At 66.3% G+C, this 22061-nt stretch carries 17 protein-coding genes; 8 read left to right on the plus strand and 9 right to left on the minus strand.

The features are described from left to right. Window positions 1-97 precede the first annotated feature (97 nt). The 5 genes from ACVIJ6_RS07595 to ACVIJ6_RS07615 all read right to left on the minus strand — a co-directional run bounded on the left by ACVIJ6_RS07595 (window position 98) and on the right by ACVIJ6_RS07615 (window position 4273). A complete protein-coding gene (locus ACVIJ6_RS07595) occupies window positions 98-814 on the minus strand; it encodes a cytochrome c biogenesis CcdA family protein (protein WP_456772183.1) in 717 nt (238 codons plus the stop codon). Window positions 815-820: 6 nt separating this feature from the next. Continuing rightward, complete coding sequence (locus ACVIJ6_RS07600; protein WP_456772184.1) at window positions 821-1222, minus strand: thioredoxin family protein; 402 nt, start codon at window positions 1220-1222, stop codon at window positions 821-823. 139 nt (window positions 1223-1361) lie between these two features. Further along, window positions 1362-1994, minus strand: a complete 633-nt coding sequence (locus ACVIJ6_RS07605) for a PAN domain-containing protein (protein WP_456772185.1) — start codon at window positions 1992-1994, stop codon at window positions 1362-1364. A 323-nt stretch (window positions 1995-2317) separates the two neighbouring features. Next, entirely contained in the window at window positions 2318-3688 is a 1371-nt protein-coding gene (locus tag ACVIJ6_RS07610) for a glutamate--cysteine ligase (protein ID WP_456772186.1), read from the minus strand. A 96-nt stretch (window positions 3689-3784) separates the two neighbouring features. Continuing rightward, window positions 3785-4273 carry a MarR family winged helix-turn-helix transcriptional regulator gene (locus ACVIJ6_RS07615; protein ID WP_456772187.1) on the minus strand — a complete coding sequence of 163 codons (489 nt, stop codon included), beginning with the start codon at window positions 4271-4273 and terminating at the stop codon, window positions 3785-3787. Between the two features lie 143 nt (window positions 4274-4416). Here ACVIJ6_RS07615 and gstA point away from each other — a divergent pair, with 143 nt between their 5' ends. Both gstA and ACVIJ6_RS07625 read left to right on the plus strand, forming a co-directional pair. Next, a complete protein-coding gene (gene gstA / locus ACVIJ6_RS07620; RefSeq protein WP_456772188.1) occupies window positions 4417-5031 on the plus strand; it encodes a glutathione transferase GstA in 615 nt (204 codons plus the stop codon). A gap of 147 nt (window positions 5032-5178) precedes the next feature. Then, window positions 5179-5382, plus strand: a complete 204-nt coding sequence (locus ACVIJ6_RS07625; protein ID WP_456772189.1) for an addiction module protein — start codon at window positions 5179-5181, stop codon at window positions 5380-5382. Window positions 5383-5532: 150 nt separating this feature from the next. Here ACVIJ6_RS07625 and ACVIJ6_RS07630 read toward each other — a convergent pair whose 3' ends face one another. The 4 genes from ACVIJ6_RS07630 to ACVIJ6_RS07645 all read right to left on the minus strand — a co-directional run bounded on the left by ACVIJ6_RS07630 (window position 5533) and on the right by ACVIJ6_RS07645 (window position 11600). Beyond that, entirely contained in the window at window positions 5533-7746 is a 2214-nt protein-coding gene (locus ACVIJ6_RS07630; RefSeq protein WP_456772190.1) for a 3-hydroxyacyl-CoA dehydrogenase NAD-binding domain-containing protein, read from the minus strand. Between the two features lie 243 nt (window positions 7747-7989). Further along, on the minus strand, window positions 7990-9198 hold the full coding sequence (locus ACVIJ6_RS07635; protein ID WP_456772191.1) for an acetyl-CoA C-acetyltransferase: 1209 nt from the start codon (window positions 9196-9198) through the stop codon (window positions 7990-7992). A gap of 83 nt (window positions 9199-9281) precedes the next feature. Then, window positions 9282-11072, minus strand: a complete 1791-nt coding sequence (locus tag ACVIJ6_RS07640) for an acyl-CoA dehydrogenase C-terminal domain-containing protein (protein ID WP_456772192.1) — start codon at window positions 11070-11072, stop codon at window positions 9282-9284. 129 nt (window positions 11073-11201) lie between these two features. Further along, window positions 11202-11600 carry a nuclear transport factor 2 family protein gene (locus ACVIJ6_RS07645; protein ID WP_012041127.1) on the minus strand — a complete coding sequence of 133 codons (399 nt, stop codon included), beginning with the start codon at window positions 11598-11600 and terminating at the stop codon, window positions 11202-11204. A gap of 137 nt (window positions 11601-11737) precedes the next feature. On the opposite strand from ACVIJ6_RS07645, the gene ACVIJ6_RS07650 reads away from it, so the two are divergent. The 6 genes from ACVIJ6_RS07650 to ACVIJ6_RS07675 all read left to right on the plus strand — a co-directional run bounded on the left by ACVIJ6_RS07650 (window position 11738) and on the right by ACVIJ6_RS07675 (window position 21958). After that, window positions 11738-12325 carry a PadR family transcriptional regulator gene (locus ACVIJ6_RS07650; protein WP_456772193.1) on the plus strand — a complete coding sequence of 196 codons (588 nt, stop codon included), beginning with the start codon at window positions 11738-11740 and terminating at the stop codon, window positions 12323-12325. Between the two features lie 193 nt (window positions 12326-12518). Beyond that, window positions 12519-16001 carry a hypothetical protein gene (locus tag ACVIJ6_RS07655; protein ID WP_456772194.1) on the plus strand — a complete coding sequence of 1161 codons (3483 nt, stop codon included), beginning with the start codon at window positions 12519-12521 and terminating at the stop codon, window positions 15999-16001. A 274-nt stretch (window positions 16002-16275) separates the two neighbouring features. Continuing rightward, window positions 16276-16983, plus strand: a complete 708-nt coding sequence (locus ACVIJ6_RS07660) for a hypothetical protein (protein ID WP_456772195.1) — start codon at window positions 16276-16278, stop codon at window positions 16981-16983. 154 nt (window positions 16984-17137) lie between these two features. Further along, on the plus strand, window positions 17138-17758 hold the full coding sequence (locus tag ACVIJ6_RS07665; protein ID WP_456772196.1) for a TetR/AcrR family transcriptional regulator: 621 nt from the start codon (window positions 17138-17140) through the stop codon (window positions 17756-17758). A 7-nt stretch (window positions 17759-17765) separates the two neighbouring features. Then, window positions 17766-18848: an efflux RND transporter periplasmic adaptor subunit gene (locus tag ACVIJ6_RS07670; RefSeq protein WP_456772197.1), complete on the plus strand. Its 1083-nt coding sequence runs from the start codon at window positions 17766-17768 to the stop codon at window positions 18846-18848. Next, window positions 18845-21958 carry an efflux RND transporter permease subunit gene (locus ACVIJ6_RS07675; protein WP_456772198.1) on the plus strand — a complete coding sequence of 1038 codons (3114 nt, stop codon included), beginning with the start codon at window positions 18845-18847 and terminating at the stop codon, window positions 21956-21958. Before ACVIJ6_RS07670 ends, ACVIJ6_RS07675 begins: the two co-directional genes overlap by 4 nt. Window positions 21959-22061 lie beyond the last annotated feature (103 nt).

The raw sequence follows: 22061 nt of genomic DNA on the forward strand, positions 1-22061 counted from the left end.
GAATCCATACTCACGATCGTGGTTATGGATTCCGGGCTCGCGCTGCGCGCGCCCCGGAATGACACTGAGTGTGTTGCGCGCCCTTGCCCAACGCCGTTTAGATCGACGTCGTCAGTTCCGTCAGCCATGCCGGCGAGATCGCCACCAGCCAGGCCTCCAGCTGCTTGTCGACGCCGCTGAGGATCGCCACCGCCACAACGACGAAGGCGGCGCCCATCAGCATCTTGCCGAGCTTGCCGGCGGACAACAGCCGTGTGCGCAGGCGCGCCATCGTGGTCCGCGACACCAGTCCGAGCACCACCAGCGGCAGGCCGGCGCCGAGGCCGAAGGCCAGCATGGTCAGGCTGACCATGACGAGGTCACGCCCCTGCGAAGCGAGCAGCGACGCCGCGCCGAGGGTCGGACCGACGCAGGGCGCCCAGACGGCGCCGAGCAGCAGCCCGATCATGAACTGGCCGCCGGCGCCGGAGGCTGCGAAGCCCTGCGAGTGCCGGTCGGCCCAACGCTGCACCGGGCCGCCGGCGACGGCGAGCTGCGCCTGCCAGGACGGCAGCAGCAGGACGACGCCGATCGCCAGCATGATGACCGCCGCGACGAGACGGACCGCGCCGGCATCGAGACCGATACCGCTGCCAGCGAGTGCAATGAACAGGCCGATGCCGGTGAACGACAGTGCCAGCCCAGCCGCGAGCGCCAGCGTGCCGCGCGGATGCACTGACGCCGCCGCGCCCAGCACGATCGGCACCAGCGGCAGCACGCAGGGCGACAGGATGGAGAGCAGGCCGGCCAGGAAAGCCAGCGCCAGCGCGATCATGGTGCGTTACAGGCTCTTGTCGAGCAGCGCCGCGATCGACGCTTCCTTGGTGTCGCCGACGGAGCGGCCGGCCTCGGTCGCCCCCTTGAAGACGATCAGCGTCGACTGCATCTGCGCGCCGAACCCCTTCACCACCGGCTTCATGTCGTCGAAATCGACCCGGAAGATCTTCAGGTCCTTGAATTTGGGGTCGGCCGCGAGCTTGTCGATGATCGGCTTCTGCGCCTTGCAGGTCGGGCACCAGCCGGCATGGATCTCGACCAGGATCGGCTGCCCTGCCGCCTGCGCGGCCTTGAACGCAGCGTCCGAATAGGGGGTGGTCTCCAAGGCGAATGCCGCCGTCCCCAGCGCTGTGACGGCGAATGTGGCAGCAATCGCTGCGGTGGCGAAGAACCTGCGTGAAAACATGATGGCAAACCCTGATCTCTGCGTTGCGAAGGGCAGCCGACGGGGAGAACCGTCCGGCACCATCGTTCAGTACGGGCCGGACAGATCAAAGGTTACGATGGCGGAGATAATTTTCCTGCGCCCCAGCGGGCGCGATGCGTCAGCGGACCACGCCTGACGTGAACCCGGCCCGCCGCCGCGGCGGCTTGATTTCCTTCTTCAGGAAGCAATGTGCCTCCTTGCCGGCATAGCCGGGCCGGGCGAAGGTCCAGGCGCGGCATTTGTTGTCGCCGGTGCAGGCGGCCTTGCAGATCTCCTCGGCGTCGGCGGCCTTCTCGTCCTTCTTGTCCGGCGCCTTGTCGCTGCTCTTGTCCGCGCTTTTGTCGACGGGCTTCTCGACCTTGTCGTTGGCCTTCAGATCCGTGGTCTTGATGTCGAAGCTGCGATAGTCGCCGCCGGGACGGTCGATCGAGGTTTCCACGGCGTCGTTTCGGATCTCGACGACGCCGGCGCCGCGCACGCCGGAGACGCAGCAATTGTCGGGCACGCGCGCCGGCACGCTGTTCTTGAGCCAGCATACGGCGCCGGCTTCCATCACGGTCGGATAGTTGAAGCTCCAGGCGCGGCAGCGCCGGTCGTGCTCGCACAGCAGCGCGCAATCGGCCGGATCGCCGGAGGTGATCGGCGCGCTCATGTAGTCGCCGCCGGGACGATCGGAATAGGTCTGGGCGTCAGCCGGCTCCGGACGCGCAGCCGCCAGCAGGCACGCCAGTGCCCACAGCCACACCCCCATGAGACGCCCCACGCGCCGCCGCTGAACCATCAGACCCATTGTTAGACTTGAGCTTTTCTTCCGTATTTTTGGAGCGTCATTTGATCGCCACGAACCTGTATGGCGGATGAACGGCTCTCGCGGACAGCACGCGTTCACGGCCACAGCGGGGCGCGCCGGCGCCAGACCGGACCCCAGACACAAACCGCAACAAAAAGCCGGGCCTATCCGACGCGCCCCGCCCGGCCGGGAACTCCGGCCCGGGCGAAGAGCAGCGCGACCAAGCTGCGGCCTCGGCAGGTGGGATGCGCCGAGCCCGCACGGCTCAGCCAGGGCTGCGCCCGTCAGAATGCGTATTCGTCATAGGCCGGCTCGACTGAACCGTGCCAGGGCCCGTTGAACTTCTCCAGCATCTCCTCGGCCGGCGAGCGGCCGCAATCGATGATGTGATCGAGCGGCTCGAGATAGCGGCTCTCGTCGCGGCCGCTGTGGTCGACCCGATTGCGCCGGCGCAGGCCGTGATGCGCCAGGGTCAGGCATTCCTTGGCGACCTCGAACACGTAGCGATTGCGGATGCGTGCCTTGAAGCCCAGACGGGGCACGTCGTCGCGCAGGCTCTGGCGCTCGAACGCGGTCCAGTCCTTGACCAGGTCCCAGGCGGCATCGAGGCTGGCATCGTCATAGAGCAGGCCGACCCAGAACGCCGGCAGCGCCGGCAGGCGGCCCCACGGCACGCCATCGGCGCCGCGCATCTCCAGATAGCGCTTCAGGCGGGCTTCGGGGAACGCCGTCGACAGATGATTGGCCCAGTCCGACAAGGTCGGCCGTTCGCCTTGCATTGCCGGATTCTTGCCTTCGAAAAAGTCGCGGAACGAGGTGCCAGAGACGTCGATATAGGTCTCTTCGCGCTTGACGAAGTACATGGGCACGTCGAGCGCATAGTCGACCCAGCGCTCGAAGCCCATGCCATCCTCGAAGGCCCAGGGGATCATACCCGAGCGCTGATTGTCGGTGTCGCGCCAGATCTCCGAGCGGAACGACAGGAAACCGTTCGGCTTGCCTTCGGTGAACGGCGAGTTGGCGAACAGCGCGGTCGCGATCGGCTGCAGCGCCACCGAGACGCGCAGCTTCTTGACCATGTCGGCTTCGGAGGAGAAGTCGAGATTGGTCTGCACCGTGCAGGTCCGGAACATCATGTCGAGGCCATAGCTGCCGACCTTCGGCATGTAGTCTCTCATGATCTTGTAGCGGCCCTTGGGCATCACGGGAATTTCTTCGCGCGACCAGGACGGCGTCATGCCGAGCCCGAGAAAACCGATGCCGAGCGGGGTCGCGATCTCGCGCACCTGCGCCAGATGCGCCATCAGCTCGGAATGGGTCTGGTGCACGGTCTCGACCGGGGCGCCGGACAATTCGAACTGGCCGCCGGGCTCCAGCGAGATCGCGCCGCCGCCGGTCACGTCATAGAGCCCGATGATGTTGCCACGCTCCATGATCGGCTCCCAGCCGAGCAGGAGCTTCATGCCTTCAAGCAACGCACCGATGCCGCGCGGCCCCTCATAAGGAACGGGGCGGTGCCCCTCGAGCGTGAACGGCGTCTTCTCGTGCTCGGTGCCGATGCGGAAGGCGGACGGCGGCTTCACGCCGGCTTCGAGCCACGCCACGAGCTCGTCGCGCGACTGCAGCGGGGTCATATCGATCTGGTCACGCGCCATGTGAGTCTCGGAGGAAGCGCGCGTCAAGGATCGCGCGGGGTGACAGGAAGGGCCGCGGACCCGAGGGGACCGCGGATGTGAAAGGGTACGAATCACTCATCGGGTCGACGCGCCCTCTCCGGCAGAATAGGGAGCGGCCTGACCGCAGGAGCAGCCGAGCCGATCGAGCAGCGCGCAGAGCTTGGCGGCGTCGGTATCCGACAGCTTGGAGCCGACATGCTTTTCGATCGCGGCCGAATAGGCCGACCACATCCGCTTCTGCAGCTCGCGCCCCGCCTCCGTGATCTCCACGAATTGGCCGCGCTTGTCCATCTTGCATTCGCGCCGGACAACCAGGCCTTCATCGACGAGACGGTCGATCAGCCGCGAGGTCGAGTATTGCGGCAGCAGCATCTGCCGCTCGAGCTCGACCGGACGCAGCTCCCCGGTCGGCGCGCGGGACAGCTCCAGAAGCGCATCATACCAGGCGAGCGGCGGGAAACCGGCCTTCTTCAGCTCCTGCTCGACGGCGTCCAGCACCCGGCTCTGGACCCGCATCAGGCGAATCCAGGCGGCGGTCGCCTCGGTCGATGGTTTGCGTTTCATGGGCCGGCTCGTATTCTCGATGTCCTCGTTCTAGCGCATTCGATGCAGCTGCATCAATCTTGACTATTCCATGCAAGTGCATTTAAGGGCCTTGTGAAGCCCGGTTCCACCAGGAAACAACGGTCTCACGGAGGGAATACAAGATGAAGCTTTATTATTCACCCGGCGCATGCTCGCTCTCACCCCATATCGCCCTGCTCGAGGCCGGCCTGCCCTACGACCTCGTGAAGGTCGATCTCCGCGCCAAGACCCTGGAAAATGGCGACGATTATCTCAAGGTCAATCCGAAGGGCCAGGTACCGGCCCTGGGGCTGCCGAGCGGCGACATCGTGACCGAGGGACCGGTCATCGTCCAGATCATCGCCGACCAGGCTGCGGACAAGCAACTCGCTCCCGCGCGCGACAGCGGCGAGCGTTACAAGCTGCTGGAATGGCTGAACTTCATCACCTCGGAGCTGCACAAGAATTTCGGCCCGCTGTTCTCGCCGGTGCTCGCCGACGACGCCAAGGCGTTCTTCAAGGACCGCGTGATGGGCAAGTTCAAGTATATCGACAGCCAACTCGCGGGGCGCGATTACCTGATGGGCAGCCAGTTCACGGTCGCCGACAGCTATCTGTTCACCATCCTGACCTGGGCCGACCGGATGAAGTTCGACCTGTCGGCGCTGCCGAACCTCGTCGCCTACAAAACCCGCGTCGCCGCCCGGCCGAAGGTGCAGGAAGCGCTGGCGAAGGAAGGGCTGATGCGGGCGGGGTGAGCTGGCGCTCGCTTAGTGCGAGGAAGCGATCAAGCGGCTCCAACACCGGTGCGCCCCCTCCCCCTTGCGGGGAGAGGTCGGGGGTGGGGGTCCACACGATGACTCCAACTGGGTCCACCGCTCTCCTCCGACCAATATGACGGCGTCATGTCCCTTCCATTCGACATCTCTAAGCTCACCACGAAGCAACGGCTCGATCTCATCGGCCTGTTGTGGGACAGCCTCACACTTGGCGACGCCGGATTGACCCCGGCTCAAGAAGCCGAGTTGGTCCGTCGCTTGGCCAGCTTCGACGCGGATGCGGGAGATGCCGTGCCGTGGGAGGAAATTGAACGCGATTTTGCAGGGTAAGCTCGCGCTGAAACCGACGAAGTGACGGACGTCTTCATCAAATGAAGACCTTTTCCTGAGACCCCCACCCCCGACCCCTCCCCGCAAGGGGGAGGGGAGTGCACCCTCGATGTGGTGCTACGTGGTCTTACTCAAGCGCGGCTGATCACATCAAGCCGCGGCCTTCTTCGGCGGGAAGCGACCGTAGAAGGTTTCGCCCTTGGCGGCCATCTCTTCTAGGAGCTTCGGCGGGGTGAAGCGCGAGCCATACTTCGCCGTGTACTTGTGGCACAGCTCGACGAAGGTCTTCGTGCCCATGAAGTCGATGTAGGACAGCGTGCCGCCGGTGAACGGGGCGAAGCCGAAGCCGAGGATCGAGCCGACATCGGCTTCGCGCACGTCGGTGATGACGTGGTCCTCGACGGTGCGCGCGGCTTCCACCGCCTGCACCACCAAGAAGCGCTGCTTCAGCTCCTCGACATCGAGCGTATCCGGATCGAGATGCTTGGGCTGCAGCTTGGCGAGATCCGGCCACAGGCTCTTCTGACCCTTGCCCTTCTCGGGATAGTCGTAGAAGCCCTTGGCGTTCTTGCGGCCGAAGCGGCCCTGCTTCTCGACCAGCTCGACCATCAGCTTCTTGTGGTCCTGGTTGATCGCGTTGGGGCCGAGATCGTGCTCGGTCGCCTTCATGATCTTGAGGCCGAGGTCCAGCGCGACCTCGTCCGACAGCGACAGCGGGCCGACCGGCATGCCGGCCATCTTGGCGGCGTTCTCGATCATCGCCGGCGGCACGCCTTCGAGGAACATCTCGTTGCCCTCGGCGATGTAGCGCATCACGCAGCGGTTGGCGAAGAAGCCGCGGGAGTCGTTCACGACAATCGGCGTCTTGCCGATGGTGCGGACGTAGTCGAGCGCCGTGGCCAGCGCGACGTCGCCGGTGTTCTTGCCCATGATGATCTCGACCAGCATCATCTTCTCGACCGGCGAGAAGAAGTGGATGCCGATGAAGCGGCCCTGGTCCTTGAACTCCTCGGCCAGCGAGGTGATCGGCAGGGTCGAGGTGTTGGAAGCGAAGATCGCGCCGTCCTTCAGATAGGGCTGCGCCTTGGCATAGGTCTCGGCCTTGACCTTGCGGTCCTCGAACACGGCCTCGATGACGAGATCGCAATCCTTGAGCACGGCATAGTCCGCGGTCGCGGTGATGCGGCCCATGATCGCCTCGGCCTCGCCCGGCTTGGCGCGGCCCTTCTTGACCAGCCCGTCGATCACGCTCTGAGCATGCGCCCTGCCCTTGTCGGCGCTCTCCTGGTCGCGGTCAATCAGCACGACCTCGAGGCCGCCGCGCGCCGAGACGTAGCCGACTGACGCGCCCATGAAGCCGGCGCCGATCACGGCGATCTTCTTGAGCTTGGTCGCCGGGACGTCGGCGGGGCGGCGCGCGCCCTTGTTCAATTCCTGCATCGACAGGAACAGGCTGCGGATCATCGCCGCCGCTTCCTTCGAGCGCAGAATCTTGGTGAAGTAGCGCGATTCGACGCGCAGCGCGGCGTCGATCGGCAGCTGCAGGCCTTCATAGACGCAGCTCATGATGGCGCGCGCGGCCGGATAATTGTCGTAGGTCTCGCGGCGGTAGATGGCGTTGCCCGCCGGGAACATCATCATGCCGTTCTTGGAGAACACCGGGCCGCCGGGCAGCTTGAAGCCCTTCTCGTCCCACGGCTGCACCGCCTTGCCGCCGGCCTTGATCCAATCCTTAGCGGTCTTGATGAGATCCGCAGCCGGCACGATCGCATCGACCAGCTTCAGAGCCTTGGCCTTGTCGAGCGTCAGCGCCTCGCCCTTCAGGAGCAGGTTCATCGCGTCCTGCGGCTGCACGATGCGCGGCACGCGCTGGGTGCCGCCGGCGCCGGGGAACAGCCCGACCTTGATCTCGGGCAGGCCGAGCCGAGTCTTCGGGTTCTCGGCCGCGACGCGGTAGTGGCACGACAGGGTGATCTCGAAGCCGCCGCCGAGCGCAAGCCCGTTGATCGCGGCGACCCACGGCTTGCCCGAGGTTTCCATCGACCGGTTGATCTGCGAGAAGCGCCGGCTGGTGTCGAACAGCATCTGGTTGGCGGCTTCCTCGCCCTTGCTCTTCAGCACCTCGGCATAGAGGCGGTTCATGCCCTCGAGCATCGACAGATCGGCGCCGGCGCAGAACGCCTCCTTGGCCGAGGTGATGACGACGCCCTTGATGGCAGCGTCGGCGGTGGTCTCCTTGACGAGGGCCTCGAGCTCATTCGTCGAGGTCTCGTCGAGCACGTTCATCGAACGGCCGGGAATGTCCCAGGTGATCAGTGCAATGCCGTCGGCATCGGTTTCCAGTTTGAAATTCTTGAAGGCCATATTGATCTCCCTCGGTGCCAGCAGCCGGTCGGCGCGGCAAACAATGCTGCAATCGTAAGGTGGGCAAAGGCGCCCTTGCGCCGTGCCCACCGACGGTGTCGATGACGAAGACGGTGGGCACGCTACGCTTTGCTCACCCTACGTTCATTGGTTATTCGTCATTGCGAGGAGCGAAGCGACGAAGCAATCCAGGGGCTCGGGTGGGACTCTGGATTGCTTCGCTTCGCTCGCAATGACGAACCGTCACACCCGTTCGATGATGGTCGCGGTGCCCATGCCGCCGCCGATGCACAGCGTGACAAGCGCAGTCGCCTTGCCGGTGCGCTCGAGTTCGTCGAGCACGGTACCGAGGATCATCGCGCCGGTGGCGCCCAGGGGATGACCGAGCGCGATGGCGCCGCCATTGACGTTGATCTTGTCCTTGTCGATCTCGAACGCCTGCATGTAGCGCAGCACGACCGAGGCGAATGCCTCGTTGAGCTCGAACAGGTCGATGTCCGAGGTCTTCATGCCGGAGCGCGCGAACAGCTTCTCGGTGACGTCGACCGGGCCGGTCAGCATCATCGCCGGCTCCGAGCCGATATTGGCGAAGGCGCGGATCTTGGCACGCGGCTTGATGCCGTATTTCTCGCCCGCCTCCTTGCTGCCGAGCAGCACCGCACCGGCGCCGTCGACGATGCCGGAGGAGTTGCCGGCGTGATGCACGTAGTTGACGCGCTCGATCTCCGGGTGCGACTGGATCGCGACCGCGTCGAAGCCGCCCATCTGCGCCATCGCCGCGAAGGACGGCTGCAGCTGCGCCAGCGACTGCATCGTCGTCGACGGGCGCATGTGCTCGTCCTTGGCCAGGATGGTCAGGCCGTTGATGTCCTTGACCGGCACGACGGATTTGTCGAAGCGGCCCTCTTCCCAGGACTTCGCGGCGCGCTGCTGGCTCTGCACGGCATAGGCGTCGACGTCGTCGCGCGAGAAGCCGTACTTGGTCGCGATCAGGTCGGCCGAAACGCCCTGCGGCATGAAATAGGCCGGCACCGCCATCGACGGATCCATCGGCCAGGCGCCGCCGGAGGCGCCGATGCCGACGCGGCTCATCGATTCCGCGCCGCCGCCGATGACGAGCTCGTGCTGACCGCTCATGATCTGCGCGGCCGCGAAGTTGACGGCATCGAGGCCGGAGGCGCAGAATCGGCTGATCTGCACGCCCGGCACGGCCTCGCCGAGGCCGGCATTGAGCGCGGCGAAACGCGCGATGTCGGAGCCGGCCTCGCCGACGGGGTCGACGACGCCGAGCACGACGTCATCGACGGCATCTTCCGGAATGTTGTTGCGATCCTTGAGCGCCTTCAAGGGCACGGTGGCGAGCGCGAGCGCGGTCACCTCATGCAGCGCGCCGTCGGCTTTGCCGCGGCCCCGGGGAGTACGCACGTGGTCGTAGATAAAGGCCTCAGGCATCACGCCCTCCTCATCTGGTCATCTTCATGTGTTGTCAGTAGCGACGAGAGCCGGCGCGCTGCGCACCGGCTCTCGTCTCGTCCTCAGAAGGCTTCCGCCGGCAGTTCCATCACGGTCGCGCAGCCGGCCTGCAGGCGGGCGAGATGCGCCGCCGTCTCGGGCAGGATGCGCTCCATGAAGAAGCGGCCCGTCACCAGCTTGGTGGTCAGATAGGTCGAGCTGTCACCCGCGGCAATCTTGTCCTGCGCCACCTTGGCCATCTTCGCCCACATGTAGCCGAAGGTGACCAGCGCAAAGAGATGCATGTAGTCGGTCGCGGCGGCGCCGGCATTGTCCGGCTTGGTCATCGCGTTCTGCATCAGCCAAGTGGTGGCCTGCTGCAGATGGCCGAGCGCGGTCGACAGCGGCGCGACGAACGGCTTCATCGCATCATTGCCGCCCTGCTCCTTGGCGAAGCTGCCGACCTCGTTGAAGAACGCCATCACGGCGCGGCCGCCGTCGCGCGGCAGCTTGCGGCCGACGAGGTCGAGCGCCTGGATGCCATTGGCGCCCTCATAGATCATGGCGATGCGGGCATCGCGCACGAACTGCTCCATGCCCCATTCGGCGATGTAGCCATGGCCGCCATACATCTGCTGCGCCTGGACCGCATTGGCGAAGCCCATGTCGGTCATGTAGCCCTTCATGACCGGGGTCATCAGGCCCATATGGTCGTCGGCGGCCTGGCGGTCCTTCGGATCCTGCGAGCGGTGGGCGACGTCGCTCTTTAGCGAGGTCCACACCACCATCGCGCGCGCGGCCTCGTTGAAGGCGCGGATCGACAGCAGCGTGCGGCGCACGTCGGGATGCACGATGATCGGATCGGCGGCCTTGTCCGGCGCCTTGGGGCCGGTCAGCGAGCGGCCCTGGATGCGCTCGCGCGCATAGGCGACCGCGTTCTGATAGGCGACCTCGGACTGCGCGAGCCCCTGCACGGCGACGCCGAGCCGGGCCTCGTTCATCATCACGAACATGCCCTGCATGCCCTTGTTCTCTTCGCCGATCAGCCAGCCGGTGGCGTTGTCGTAGTTCATCACACAGGTCGAATTGCCGTGGATGCCCATCTTGTGCTCGATCGAGCCACAGGTGACGCCGTTGCGCTGCCCCACGCTGCCGTCCGGATTGACCAGGAATTTCGGCACCACGAACAGCGACACGCCCTTGATGCCCGCCGGCGCGCCCTCGATGCGGGCGAGCACAAGATGGATGATGTTGTCGGCGAGATCATGCTCGCCGGCCGAGATGAAGATCTTGGTGCCGGAGATCCTGAAGCTGCCGTCCGCCTGGCGCACGGCCTTGGTGCGCAGCAGGCCGAGGTCGGTGCCGCAATGCGGCTCGGTCAGGTTCATGGTGCCGGTCCATTCGCCCGCCACCATCTTCGGCACGTAGGTCTTCTTCTGCTCCTCGCTGCCATGCACGATCAGCGCCGCGGTTGCACCCATGGTGAGGCCGCCATACATCGAGAACGCCATATTGGCGGAGCACTGGAATTCGTTGACCGTCTGGCTCAGCGTCACCGGCAGGCCCTGGCCGCCATATTCGGTCGGTGCCGACAGGCCGAGCCAACCGCCCTCGGCGACCTGCTTATAGGCCTCCTTGAAGCCCTTCGGCGTGGTCACGCTGCCGTCGTCGTGACGTTTGCAGCCCTCGAGATCGCCAACGCGATTGAGCGGTTGCAGCACCTCCTCGGCGAGCTTGGCGGCTTCGCCGATGATCGCCTCGCGGACGTCGGCCGAGGCATCGGAGAAGCCCGGCAGATTGTCGTAGCGATCGATCTGGAACACGTCGTTGAGCAGGAAGGTCACATCTTCCACGGGGGCTTTGTAGATGGGCATCGGCGTCTCCGGCAGGAAGGCTGAAGTTTCAGACGGAATGTTTGGCGGACGCGGCGGGCAATGCAGGCCGCGGACTGTAGCGAGTTCTATGGACTTGCGGCAGCCGTAGCTTTGCGGCCGGTGGTCGCGTCACGATGGTTTGTTCATGGCGGCGAGCTGCTCGCCCATCAGGCGGTGCAGCAGATTGATCGCCTTGAGCGGGCGCACCATGACCTTGAAATGCGTGATCAGACCGGCGTCGTCGAAGGTGATGATGTCGACGCCGTTGAGCTTGATGCCTTCGATCTCATTCTCGAATTCGAGCACGGCGCCCGTGGCGTTACGCCACTCCCCGACATACTTGAAGCCGGGACCGCCTAAGACTTTCTCTGCACTCGCGAGATACTTGAAGGTGATGTCGCGGCCGCGCTGCGGCGTATGCACGACGGGACTTTCGAACACGGCGTCCGGGTGCAAGAGCTCCCACAACCCGCCGAGATCGTGAGACCTCATATAGCCGTACCATCCGTCGAGGCCGGTCTTTGTCATTGGGCGTCTCCTCGGGGCGGAAAAGGCCAGCACCACAACCACCCCATATGCACATTGACGCATATGCGCCAGTGTGCATAATGTCAAGCGTGGAACGGGGCAGACAACGATCAGAAAAACGGGAGCAGTTTCCGGCCATGGCCCTCGGCGACGCCATTCTCGCCTGTCTCACCGAACATCCGATGACGGGCTACGAGCTCGCCAAGACCTTCGACTCCTCGATCGGGTTCTTCTGGAAGACCGACCATCAGCAGATCTATCGCGAATTGTCGCGACTGCGCGACCGCGGCTACATCCAGGGCCGCGAGGTGGTGCAGACCGGCAAGCCGAACAAGCTGGTCTACACGCTGACGCCCGAGGGGCGCGCAGCCTTCCGCAGCTGGGCGGCACGGCCGAGTACGCCGGCCTCGGTGAAGGACGATCTCCTGGTTCGTCTCTATGCGCTGGGCGCGGCCGACATCGCTCCGATCCGGGCCGATCTGATGGCGCGGCTCGAGCATCATCGCGACCGCGCCGAGCGCTACGATCGCATCCTCAAGAAGCATTATGCGGACGGCAGCGTTGCGCCGGCCGACATGGGCAAGCTGCTCAATCTGCGCCTCGGGCTGCGGCACGAGCGCATGGTGGCGGAATGGTGCGAGGAGGCGATCACCGCCTTGTCGGCTATCTCCAGCAGCGGCGGCGTGCGGCCGCTCGATCCCCCGTCACGGGAAACTGCGGGCTGATGCGCCGGGCTTCGCGTGCGCCTGCAAAACTTATGACGGCGACGATGGTAACCTTAACCCGATATTTACCGTAAAAGCCAAAAGTCCGGACCTGGAGCAGACGATCTGCGCGGTTCCGTTCATCTTCTAATCCGGGACGCGTGGGGAGGCTGGAGGCGCTGGGTGGAGCGCTGGAAGCGGAACCGGACGAGACATGAATTCGCGCGTACCGTGGAGTAATGAAGGCATCGACCCAACCGTCCGCGAGAGGGCCGAGGCCGCGGCGCAGCGCGCCGGGATGACGCTGAACGATTGGATCAACTCCACGCTCGGCGCATCTGCTCCGCCCGATTTCCGCAGCAGCTATCCGCCGCGCGCCACGCCGCCGGCGAATCGCGATGCCCGTGAAGTCACCGACATTCATCAGCGGCTCGACTCCATCGCCCGCCAGATCGAGCAGATGTCGCGCCCGGTCGCGCGCAAAGACACGCCCCGCGACGAGCAGGGCGTCGCCCGCCAGCTCAATGAGGCCATTTCCCGGCTCGATGCCCGCCTGTCGCAGATCTCGACGCCGCTGCGCAAATCAGCCACCGAGGAGCGCTATCGTGGGCCGGACGGCGTGGAGCGCGCGGCGTCGCAGCTCTATCGCCCGGCTCAACCGTTGAACCCCGGCTCGTTCGACATCGCCGTCGCCGAGATCAGCGCCCGGCAGAGCGAGCTCGACAATGCCCGCCCGCTGCCGTCGCATCAGGCGCCGCCGACCGTCCCCGCGATGGCTCCCGCCGCGGCGCCGTTGATGACGCCGCCGCCGGCAGCCGCGCCCGGCCCGGATTTTTCGCAGCTCGAACGCCACCTCCTCAAGATCACGAGCCAGATCGAGTCGCTGCAGCGTCCCGAGGAAGGCGTCGAACAGTCGATCGCCGGCTTCCGCAACGACCTCGCCGAGATCCGCCACGCCATCACCGAGGCGATGCCGCGGCGCGCGATCGAATCGCTCGAGAACGAGATCCGCTCGCTCTCGCGCCGCATCGACGAGAACCGCCAGAGCGGCGTCGACGGCCATGCGCTGGCCGGCATCGAACGCGCGCTGACCGACATTCGCGAGGTTGTGGGCTCGCTGAAGCCGGCCGAGCAGCTCGCGGTCTATGACGAAGCGATTCGCAATCTCGGCGCCAAGCTCGATCTGATCCTGCGCGCCAATGACGACCCCGGCACGGTGCAGCAGCTCGAAAGCGCGATCACCGCCTTGCGCGCGATCGTGGCCAACGTCGCCTCCAACGATGCGCTGGAACGGCTCTCGGACGATCTGCGGCAATTGTCCTCGAAGGTCGACCAGGTCACGCAGGCCCGCGACACGCACGAATCGTTCCACGATTCGTTTGCGGCGCTCGAGCAGCGCATCGCGGCGCTGACCTCGACCTTGGAGAATCGCGAGCGGCCCGCCGCAGCGCCCGACAATTCCGCCCAGATCGAGGACGCGCTGCGCGGCCTGTCGGACCGCATCGACCGGCTGCAGGTCGGCAATGACGGCTCGTCGGCGATTGCCCATCTCGAGCAGCGGATCAGCTTCCTGCTCGAGCGGCTGGAGGCGGCCAACGATCCGCGCGGCGGCAATATGACCCGCGTCGAGGACGGGCTGCAGGACATCCTGCGCTATCTCGAGCGTCAGCAGGCGACCTTTGCCGCACTCGCCGAGAGCAGGTCGCAGCGCGAGACGTCGCAGGACGGCGGCCTGATCGACGTCGTCAAGCGCGAGCTGTCGGATATCCGCTTCAGCCAGACCGAAACCGATCGCAACACCCAGGACTCGCTGGAAGCGGTCCACAATACGCTCGGCCACGTCGTCGACCGGCTCGCCATGATCGAGGGCGATCTGCGCAATGTGCGCGCCACCTCGAGCCAACCCGCCGCCATTCTGGCTCCCCCGATCGAGGCGCCGATGCCGGCGGCGCGCGCGCCTGCGCCGCAGACCTATGCCGAGCCGGCCCGGCCCGAACCGGTTTATCGGCCCGAATTGCCCAACCCGGCGGCCGAGCAGCCTTCGGCGCAGATCGTGAACCCGGCTGTCAACCAAGCGGCCTTCGCGGCAGCGCCGCGCGACTTCCATGCGGCCGCCGCCCCGGCCGCGCCTCCACCGCCGATCCCGCCCAAGGCGATCGCCGAGATCCTGGAGCCCCATGCGGCCCAGGCGGCGCGCCCGACCCCCATCGTCCCCGAATTGCCGCCGGATCATCCGCTGGAGCCCGGCACGCGTCCGCTCGGCCGCACCGCCTCCCCTGCGGAACGGATCGCGGCATCCGAGGATGCGCTCAGCGAGCTTCCGGCCGGCAAGCGCGAACCGGTTTCGACCTCGAGCTTCATCGCGGCGGCCCGCCGGGCCGCCCAGGCGGCAGCCGCAGCCCAGCCGGTCGACGCGAAGAAGGCGGACAAGGCCAAGAAGGACAAGCCGAAGGCCAAGGAGCCACCCAAGGAAGCCGTCAAGGAACTTCCAAAGGAAGCTGCAAGGGCCAAGATCAAGGACAAGCCAACGGTCGCCCTCACGGCTGAAGGCGACGAGGAGGTCTCGACGATCGGATCGAAGATCCGCTCGCTGCTGGTCGGCGCCAGCGTGGTCGTGATCGTGCTCGGCACCTTCAAATTCGCGATGTCGCTGCTCGACTCCGGCAGCACGCCGCCGCCGATCACACCGATGGAAAGCCAAGGTGAGGCGCCGCGCGCACAGATGCCGTCGGCGACACCGAGCCTCTCGCCGCGGCCGGCGCCCCCGGATCAGAGCGTCCCGTCATTGACCTCGCCGACGCCCATGGACCGCCAGTCCTACAACAGGTCGATGCCGACCGAGGCAGAGACCATCGCGATGCTCGCGATCCCGCAGGATACCGACAAGCAGGCGGCCGCTGCAGCCACGACCGACGTCACCGGCACGGTGCCGACCGCGGCCAACGGTCAGAAGCTCGGCCTTGTGCAGGTGCCGACGTCCGAAAAGCTGCCCGACGGCATCGGCGGGCTGGCGCTGCGCAATTCCGCCCTGAAGGGCGACCCGACCGCGGCCTACGAGGTCGGCGTGCGCTTCGCCGAAGGCAAAGGCATCGCGGCGAATTACGAGGAAGCGGCGAAATGGTATGACCGCGCCGCGCAGGCTGGGCTCATCCCGGCAGTGTTTCGTCTCGGCACCTTCTACGAGAAGGGCCTCGGCGTGAAAAAGGACGCCGACATTGCGCGCCGCTATTATGTCGTCGCCGCCGAGCGCGGCAACGCCAAGGCCATGCACAATCTCGCGGTGCTCGACGCCGATGGCGGCGGCAAGGGCGCGAACTACAAGAGCGCGTCGCAGTGGTTCCGCAAGGCGGCCGAGCGCGGCGTGGCCGACAGCCAGTACAATCTCGGCATTCTCTATGCCCGTGGCATCGGGGTCGAACAGAACCTCGCTGAATCCTACAAATGGTTCAGCCTTGCGGCGGCACAGGGCGATGCCGATGCCGGCCGCAAGCGCGACGATGTCGCCAAGCGGCTCGATGCCCAGTCGCTCGCCGCCGCGAAGCTCGCGATCCAGACCTTCACCGTCGAGCCGCAGCCGGACGACGCGGTCAATGTACCGTCGCCCGCCGGCGGCTGGGACAGTGCCCAGACCATCGCCAGGGCGGCGGCTGCCAAGGCCGCCATGGCGAAGCGGACGGCAGCGGCGTCGCCACGCTGAGCGCCGTGCTCCGAGCCGCCGCCGGACCATAGGATGAGACCGCCCGGCCGGGCGGCAAGATTCTGAACGCCTGCTCTCCCCCGCCATAGTGTCGCGCCGCCGATCCGTATAGCTAATCGGGCGGACCATCATGGGCGCCCGAGGGAGTGCGAGCGTGTCAGCCGAAGACGGACAGCAGGACGGGGCACACTTCCGGCAGTCGCCGACGGGTCCCCGCGTTACGCCGCGGCCGGCCTCGAGGGTTACCCCCGCTCCTGCGCCGCAGCCGGGGGACATGACCGACCGCCTTCCGTCAGGGGTCCCGTGGCGTCGGATCGGCTCGGTGATCTTCTTCGTCGCCATCGTGCTCGGCACCGGCATTCGCGCCTATCGCGACCTGTCGCGTCCCGATGCCTGGTCGTTCTGGAAGGATCAGTATGTGTCGCCGAGCCTGTCGTCGCGACTGATCGCCGACGCCGCGATTCCCGGGCTGACGCCAAAGCGCGCCGTGCTCGCCGTTCGCGGCAGCATCGGTCCCGCGGCGGCCAGCTGGCTGCGCGAGCGCATCAACGAGGCGCATCTGAAGCCCGGCGACGTCGTGCTGCTGGCCTCGCCCGGCGGCAGTCTCGACCAGGGCGTGCTGATGGGAGAGATCCTGCGCGCTCATGGCCTCGCCACAGCCGTGGGGGCCGTGGACGATGCCGGCCAGATTCGCCCCGCCACCTGCGCCAGCGCCTGCGTCTTCGCCTTTGCCGGTGGCCAGACCCGGTACGGCCTCGATGGCTCGGCACTCGGCGTGCACCGGTTCACGTCCGCCGCCCAGGGCGAAGACGCCGTGGCCGATACGCAGCGCGTGACCGGCGCGATCCTCGGCTACATGACGCGGATGGGGGTCTCATCCCAGGTCATCGAGGCCATGTCGCAGACCCGCGAGATCCGCTGGCTCGACCCGAAGGACGCGGAGGCGATGAAACTGGTCAGCGTCCAGCTCAAGCCTCTGTGATCACCGGCCGCCAATCGGTCGATACACCCCATTAAATCAGACACTTAGAATGCCTCTGGGGTGATCAGCAGCGGCGGGAACATCTCTTGACGTATTGAAAAACGCGTTTAATAAACATCAATAATAAACGCGTTCACGATTGTTTGGAGATGGCATGGCCCGGCCCGCGCTCACACCCGACGAACTCGACAGCACAAGGCGCCGCATCCTGGCGGAAACCGCGGCGATCGTTGCCAGCGAGGGCTACGCGGCGCTGTCGATGCGCCGCATCGCCAGTGCGATCGGACTGACGGCGGGAGCCCTCTATCGCTACTTCCCGACCAAGCAGCACGTGCTGATGGCCCTCTGGTCGGATGCCATTGCAGAGCTCGACGCCCGGATCGTCGCCATGGACGGCGCTCACGACCACCATGTCGATGCGATTGCCGGCATGCTCAGAGCCTATGCGGAATTCGCCCTCGCCGATCCCGCCCGCTTTAGGCTGATGTTCCTCGAAAACGATCTCGGGCACTTCGACGAACTCGCGCGCGAGCAGGACTTCTTCGCCTCCTACCTGCGATTGCAGGCGCGCGTCGAGCAAGCAATCCGCGCCGGAGCGTTGCAGGCGATGCCGGCAGAGGCTGCGACGCAGCTGCTGTGGGGCAGCGTCCACGGCATCATCACGCTCGGGGTCACCGTCAACCAGATCGATTTCGGCGACCTGCTTCGGCTGGCCGCTACCGCCGCGGACACGATGCTCCGCGGCTTGTCTGTCCCTCCCTCAACGACGAGGTAAACTTCCCATGACTTTCAGTCGGCATGCGCCTTCAGGCGCCACCCTGTTGCTCGCCCTGTTCACACTGGCGGCCTGCAACGAGCCGCCGCCGGCGGCCGAAAAGCCCCGCCCGGTCAGGACGGTCAAGGCAACGCCCATCGACGGCGGTGAAGAGATCACCCAGACCGGCGAGGTTCGTCCGCACATCGAAACCGATCTCGGTTTCCGGATCGACGGCCGCGTCACCTCCCGCCAGGTCGAGATCGGAGCCAGCGTGCAGAAGGGCGAGTTGCTCGCCACGCTCGACGATACCAACGTCGCCAACGAGCTGCGTGCGGCGGAAGCGGATCTTGCCAGCGCCACGGCAGCGGAAAGCCTGGCGAAGACCACGCTGGAACGGCAGCAGATCCTGCTCGACAAGCAGATCGTCGCCCAGGTCCGGGTCGATGAGGCCGACGCGAACTGGCGCTCGGCCAAGGCGCGCCTCGACGCGGCGGCCTCCGCGCTCGCCAATGCCAAGGCTCGGCTGAGCTACACGCGGCTGCTCGCGCCGGAGACCGGCGTGATCACCGCCATCGGCGCCAATGCGGGACAGGTCGTGCCCGCCGGCCAGATGGTGGTCCGGCTTGCCTCGTCGCGCGAGCGCGACGCGGTGTTCAACGTCGCCGAAAGTGTGATCAACAGCGCTCCGCCCGATATCGAGGTGAAGGTCACGCTCGTGTCCGATCCATCGGTGGTGTTGAGCGGACGCGTGCGCGACGTGAGCCCGACCGCCGATCCCTCGACCCGGACCTACCGCGTCCGCGTTGCCCTCCCCGACATGCCGCCACTGTCCTATGGCGCCGTCGTGACCGGCTCGGTGCGCTATCTGGCCGGGCGCAGCATCGCATTGCCCGCCTCGGCGCTGACCGCCGAGAACGGACAACCGGCCGTCTATGTCGTCGAGCCGCGCAGCAAGACGCTCAAGCGCAAGCCGGTGACCGTCAGCCGCTACACGGCTTCGACCATTTACGTGACCTCCGGGCTTGCGGCCGGCGACGACATCGTCACCGCCGGCGTCAGCAAGCTGCGTCCCGACCAGATTGTCGCCTTTGATGGAGATGTGAAATGAGCGCGCCCGACACTCACTCCGGCAACGGCTCCAGCTTCAACCTTTCGGCCTGGGCGCTGCGCCAATCATCCCTCGTCATCTTCATGATGATCGTGGTGCTGCTGGCCGGCGCGTGGAGCTACACCAAGCTGACGCGCAACGAGGACCCGCCCTTCACGATCAAGACCATGGTGGTGTCGGTGATCTGGCCCGGCGCCACCGTCGCGGACACGACCAACCTCGTCACCGACCGCATCGAGCAGAAGCTCGAAGAAACCCCCTATCTCGATCGGCTCGACAGCTACACGCGCGCCGGCGAGTCCGTGATCATGGTGAACCTGCGCGACGATACGCCTCCGCAGGCGGTATCCGACGTCTGGTACCAGGTGCGCAAGAAGGTCGGCGACATCGCCCCGATGCTGCCGTCGGGCGTGCGCGGGCCGTTCTTCAACGATGAGTTCGGCGATACGTTCGGCATCATCTACGGCTTCACGGCCGAAGGCTTCACCGATCGCGAGCTGCGCGACCGGCTGGACACGATCCGCGCCGAGGTGCTGCGCGTCAAGGACGTCGGCAAGGTCCAGCTGCTGGGCGTGCAGGAAGAGCAGATCGCGGTCGAATTCTCGCCGCGCAAGCTCGCCGCCTTTGGCCTCAATGCACAGCAGGTGATGAACGCGCTGGCGGCGCAGAACGCGGTGCAGCCGGCCGGCATCACCCGCACTGGCGAGGAGAAGATCGCGTTGCGCGTCAGTGGCGCGTTCGCCTCGGAGGCGAGCCTGCGGGCCGTGACCCTGCACGTCGCGCAGCGCTACGTGCCGCTCACCGACATCGCCACGATCAGCCGCATTCCGGTCGACCCGCCGGCGGCCTCGTTCCGCGTCAATGGCGACAAGGCGCTCGGCCTCGCGATCTCGATGGCGCCGACCGGCAATCTCTCCGAATTCGGCGCCGCGGTCCGCGAGCGCATGACCGAGATCGGCGCCCGCCTGCCGCATGGCATCGAAATGGTGGCCGTCGCCGATCAGTCCAGCGTCGTGAAGGATGCGATCTTCGGCTTCCTCAAGGTGCTGGTCGAGGCGATCGCGATCGTGCTCGCGGTGTCGTTCCTGTCGCTCGGCGCGCGCGCCGGCCTGGTCGTGACCTTCTCGATCCCGCTGGTGCTCGCAATGACCTTTGTCGGCATGGAGCTCGCCGGCATCGGGCTGCAGCGCATCTCGCTCGGCGCCCTGATCATCGCGCTCGGCCTCTTGGTCGACGACGCCATGATCACCGTGGAGGCGATGGTGTCGCGGCTGGAGGCTGGCTGGGATCGCGCCCGCGCAGCGTCCTATGCCTACGACTCCACCGCCTTTCCGATGCTCACGGGCACGCTCGTGATGATCGCGGGCTTCATTCCGGTCGGCTTCGCCGCCTCCAGCGCCGGCGAATACTGCTTCTCGCTGTTCATGGTGGTGCTGATCTCGCTGTCGGCGTCGTGGATCGTCGCGGTGCTGTTCTCGCCGATCATCGGCACCTGGATCCTGCCGAAGAGCATGGCCGCGCACGGCCATGAGGACGGCCGGATCGGGCGCGCCTACAACCGGCTGCTCGAGCTGGTGCTGCGCCGGCCGGCCGCCACCATCATCGTCTCGCTGGCGGCGCTTGTCGCATCGGGCCTTGGCGCGATGCGGCTGGAGCAGCAGTTCTTTCCGCCGTCGGACCGGCCCGAGTTGCTGGTCAGCCTGACACTGCCGCAGAACGCCTCGTTCGAGGCGACAGATGTGCAGGCCAAGCGGCTCGAAGCCTTGCTGAAGACGGATCAGGACATCGCGCGCTTCTCGACCTATGTGGGCGCCGGCGCCATCCGCTTCTATTTGCCGATGGACGTCCTGCTCAGCAATGACAACGTGACTCAGATGGTGGTCGTGGCCAAGGATCTGGATGCCCGCGACCGGGTGAAGGCCAGGCTCGATGCCGCGTTCCGCACCGAGTTCGCCGACCTGATCACCCGCGCCAACCCGCTCGAATTGGGGCCCCCGGTCGGCTGGCCGCTGAAATATCGCGTCACCGGCCCCGATGTCGGCAAGGTGCGCGAGATCGCCATGCAGCTTGCCAATATCGTGGCCGGCAATGCCGAGACACGCGACGTCAATCTGAGTGCCGGCGAGCCGCAGAAGAGCGTCGAGGTCAAGGTCCGCCAGACCGAAGCGCGCGCCGTCGGCCTGTCGTCGCAGGATGTCGCCGCCGCGCTCGCCACGATCTTCTCCGGCAGCCCGGTCACGACGGTCCGCGACGCCAACCGGCTCGTCGACGTCGTCGTCCGCTCCGCCGGGCTCGAGCGCAACGATCTGGCGACCGTGGCCAATCTGCAGATCACCGGCCCGGACGGCGCGCCGATCCCGCTGCGCCAGATCGCCGACGTCGCCTACGGCGTCGAGGAGCCGATCATCTGGCGCCGGCAGCGGCTGCCGATCATCACCGTGCAGGCCGACGTCGACGCCGGCGTCCAGCCCGCCACCGTCGCGGAAGCGCTGTCGCCTGCCGTGGCCAAATTCGCGGCGGGGCTGCCGGATGGCTATCGCATCGCCGAGGGCGGCGTGGTCGAAGAGGCGGCCAAGGGCAATGCGTCGATCTTCGCCGTCATCCCCTTGATGCTGCTGGTCATGGTGTCGCTGCTGATGATCCAGCTGCGCAGCTTCTCGCGGACCGGCATTGCGCTGGCCATGGCACCGTTCGGCCTGATCGGCGTGGTCGGCGCGATGCTGCCGACCGGCACGGCGATGGGCTTCGTCGCCCAGCTCGGGGTCATCGCGCTTGCCGGCATGATCATCCGCAACGCCGTGATCCTGATCGAGGAGGCGGACATCAATGTCGCAGACGGCATGGCCGCCGATGACGCCATCAAGGCGGCGTCAAAGCACCGCGCGCGGCCGATCCTGCTGACGGCGCTCGCCGCCATCCTCGGCATGATCCCGATCGCGCCGCAGGTGTTCTGGGGTCCGATGGCCTTTGCGATCATCGGCGGACTGGCGGCAGCGACCTTGCTGACCCTGACCCTGCTGCCGGTGATCCTCTCGCTACTGTTTGCGGCCGAAGCCCGCAACCAGGCGAGCGCAGACCCGGCCGCCGCGCCAGCCGGACAGGCCGCCTGACCGGCGCGGCGAAACCTTCAGCAGCCGCGCTCCCGACCGGGCGCGGCTGCACCGTTTTTGACGCACAAAAACCGATCGGGAATCCTTGATCCATTTGCCACGG

The sequence above is a fragment of the Bradyrhizobium sp. USDA 4369 genome, from assembly GCF_054056435.1.

Excerpts from the sequence above, each read along its gene's own strand:
- ACVIJ6_RS07605 (WP_456772185.1), bottom strand. The coding sequence starts at position 1,994 with ATGGGGGTGTGGCTGTGGGCACTGGCGTGCCTGCTGGCGGCTGCGCGT.
- ACVIJ6_RS07635 (WP_456772191.1), bottom strand. The coding sequence starts at position 9,198 with ATGCCTGAGGCCTTTATCTACGACCACGTGCGTACTCCCCGGGGCCGC.
- ACVIJ6_RS07675 (WP_456772198.1), top strand. The coding sequence starts at position 18,845 with ATGAGCGCGCCCGACACTCACTCCGGCAACGGCTCCAGCTTCAACCTT.
- ACVIJ6_RS07595 (WP_456772183.1), bottom strand. The coding sequence starts at position 814 with ATGATCGCGCTGGCGCTGGCTTTCCTGGCCGGCCTGCTCTCCATCCTG.
- ACVIJ6_RS07665 (WP_456772196.1), top strand. The coding sequence starts at position 17,138 with ATGGCCCGGCCCGCGCTCACACCCGACGAACTCGACAGCACAAGGCGC.
- ACVIJ6_RS07650 (WP_456772193.1), top strand. The coding sequence starts at position 11,738 with ATGGCCCTCGGCGACGCCATTCTCGCCTGTCTCACCGAACATCCGATG.
- ACVIJ6_RS07625 (WP_456772189.1), top strand. The coding sequence starts at position 5,179 with ATGTCCCTTCCATTCGACATCTCTAAGCTCACCACGAAGCAACGGCTC.
- ACVIJ6_RS07670 (WP_456772197.1), top strand. The coding sequence starts at position 17,766 with ATGACTTTCAGTCGGCATGCGCCTTCAGGCGCCACCCTGTTGCTCGCC.
- ACVIJ6_RS07645 (WP_012041127.1), bottom strand. The coding sequence starts at position 11,600 with ATGACAAAGACCGGCCTCGACGGATGGTACGGCTATATGAGGTCTCAC.
- ACVIJ6_RS07610 (WP_456772186.1), bottom strand. The coding sequence starts at position 3,688 with ATGGCGCGTGACCAGATCGATATGACCCCGCTGCAGTCGCGCGACGAG.
- ACVIJ6_RS07630 (WP_456772190.1), bottom strand. The coding sequence starts at position 7,746 with ATGGCCTTCAAGAATTTCAAACTGGAAACCGATGCCGACGGCATTGCA.
- ACVIJ6_RS07615 (WP_456772187.1), bottom strand. The coding sequence starts at position 4,273 with ATGAAACGCAAACCATCGACCGAGGCGACCGCCGCCTGGATTCGCCTG.
- ACVIJ6_RS07655 (WP_456772194.1), top strand. The coding sequence starts at position 12,519 with ATGAATTCGCGCGTACCGTGGAGTAATGAAGGCATCGACCCAACCGTC.
- ACVIJ6_RS07660 (WP_456772195.1), top strand. The coding sequence starts at position 16,276 with ATGACCGACCGCCTTCCGTCAGGGGTCCCGTGGCGTCGGATCGGCTCG.
- gstA (WP_456772188.1), top strand. The coding sequence starts at position 4,417 with ATGAAGCTTTATTATTCACCCGGCGCATGCTCGCTCTCACCCCATATC.
- ACVIJ6_RS07600 (WP_456772184.1), bottom strand. The coding sequence starts at position 1,222 with ATGTTTTCACGCAGGTTCTTCGCCACCGCAGCGATTGCTGCCACATTC.
- ACVIJ6_RS07640 (WP_456772192.1), bottom strand. The coding sequence starts at position 11,072 with ATGCCCATCTACAAAGCCCCCGTGGAAGATGTGACCTTCCTGCTCAAC.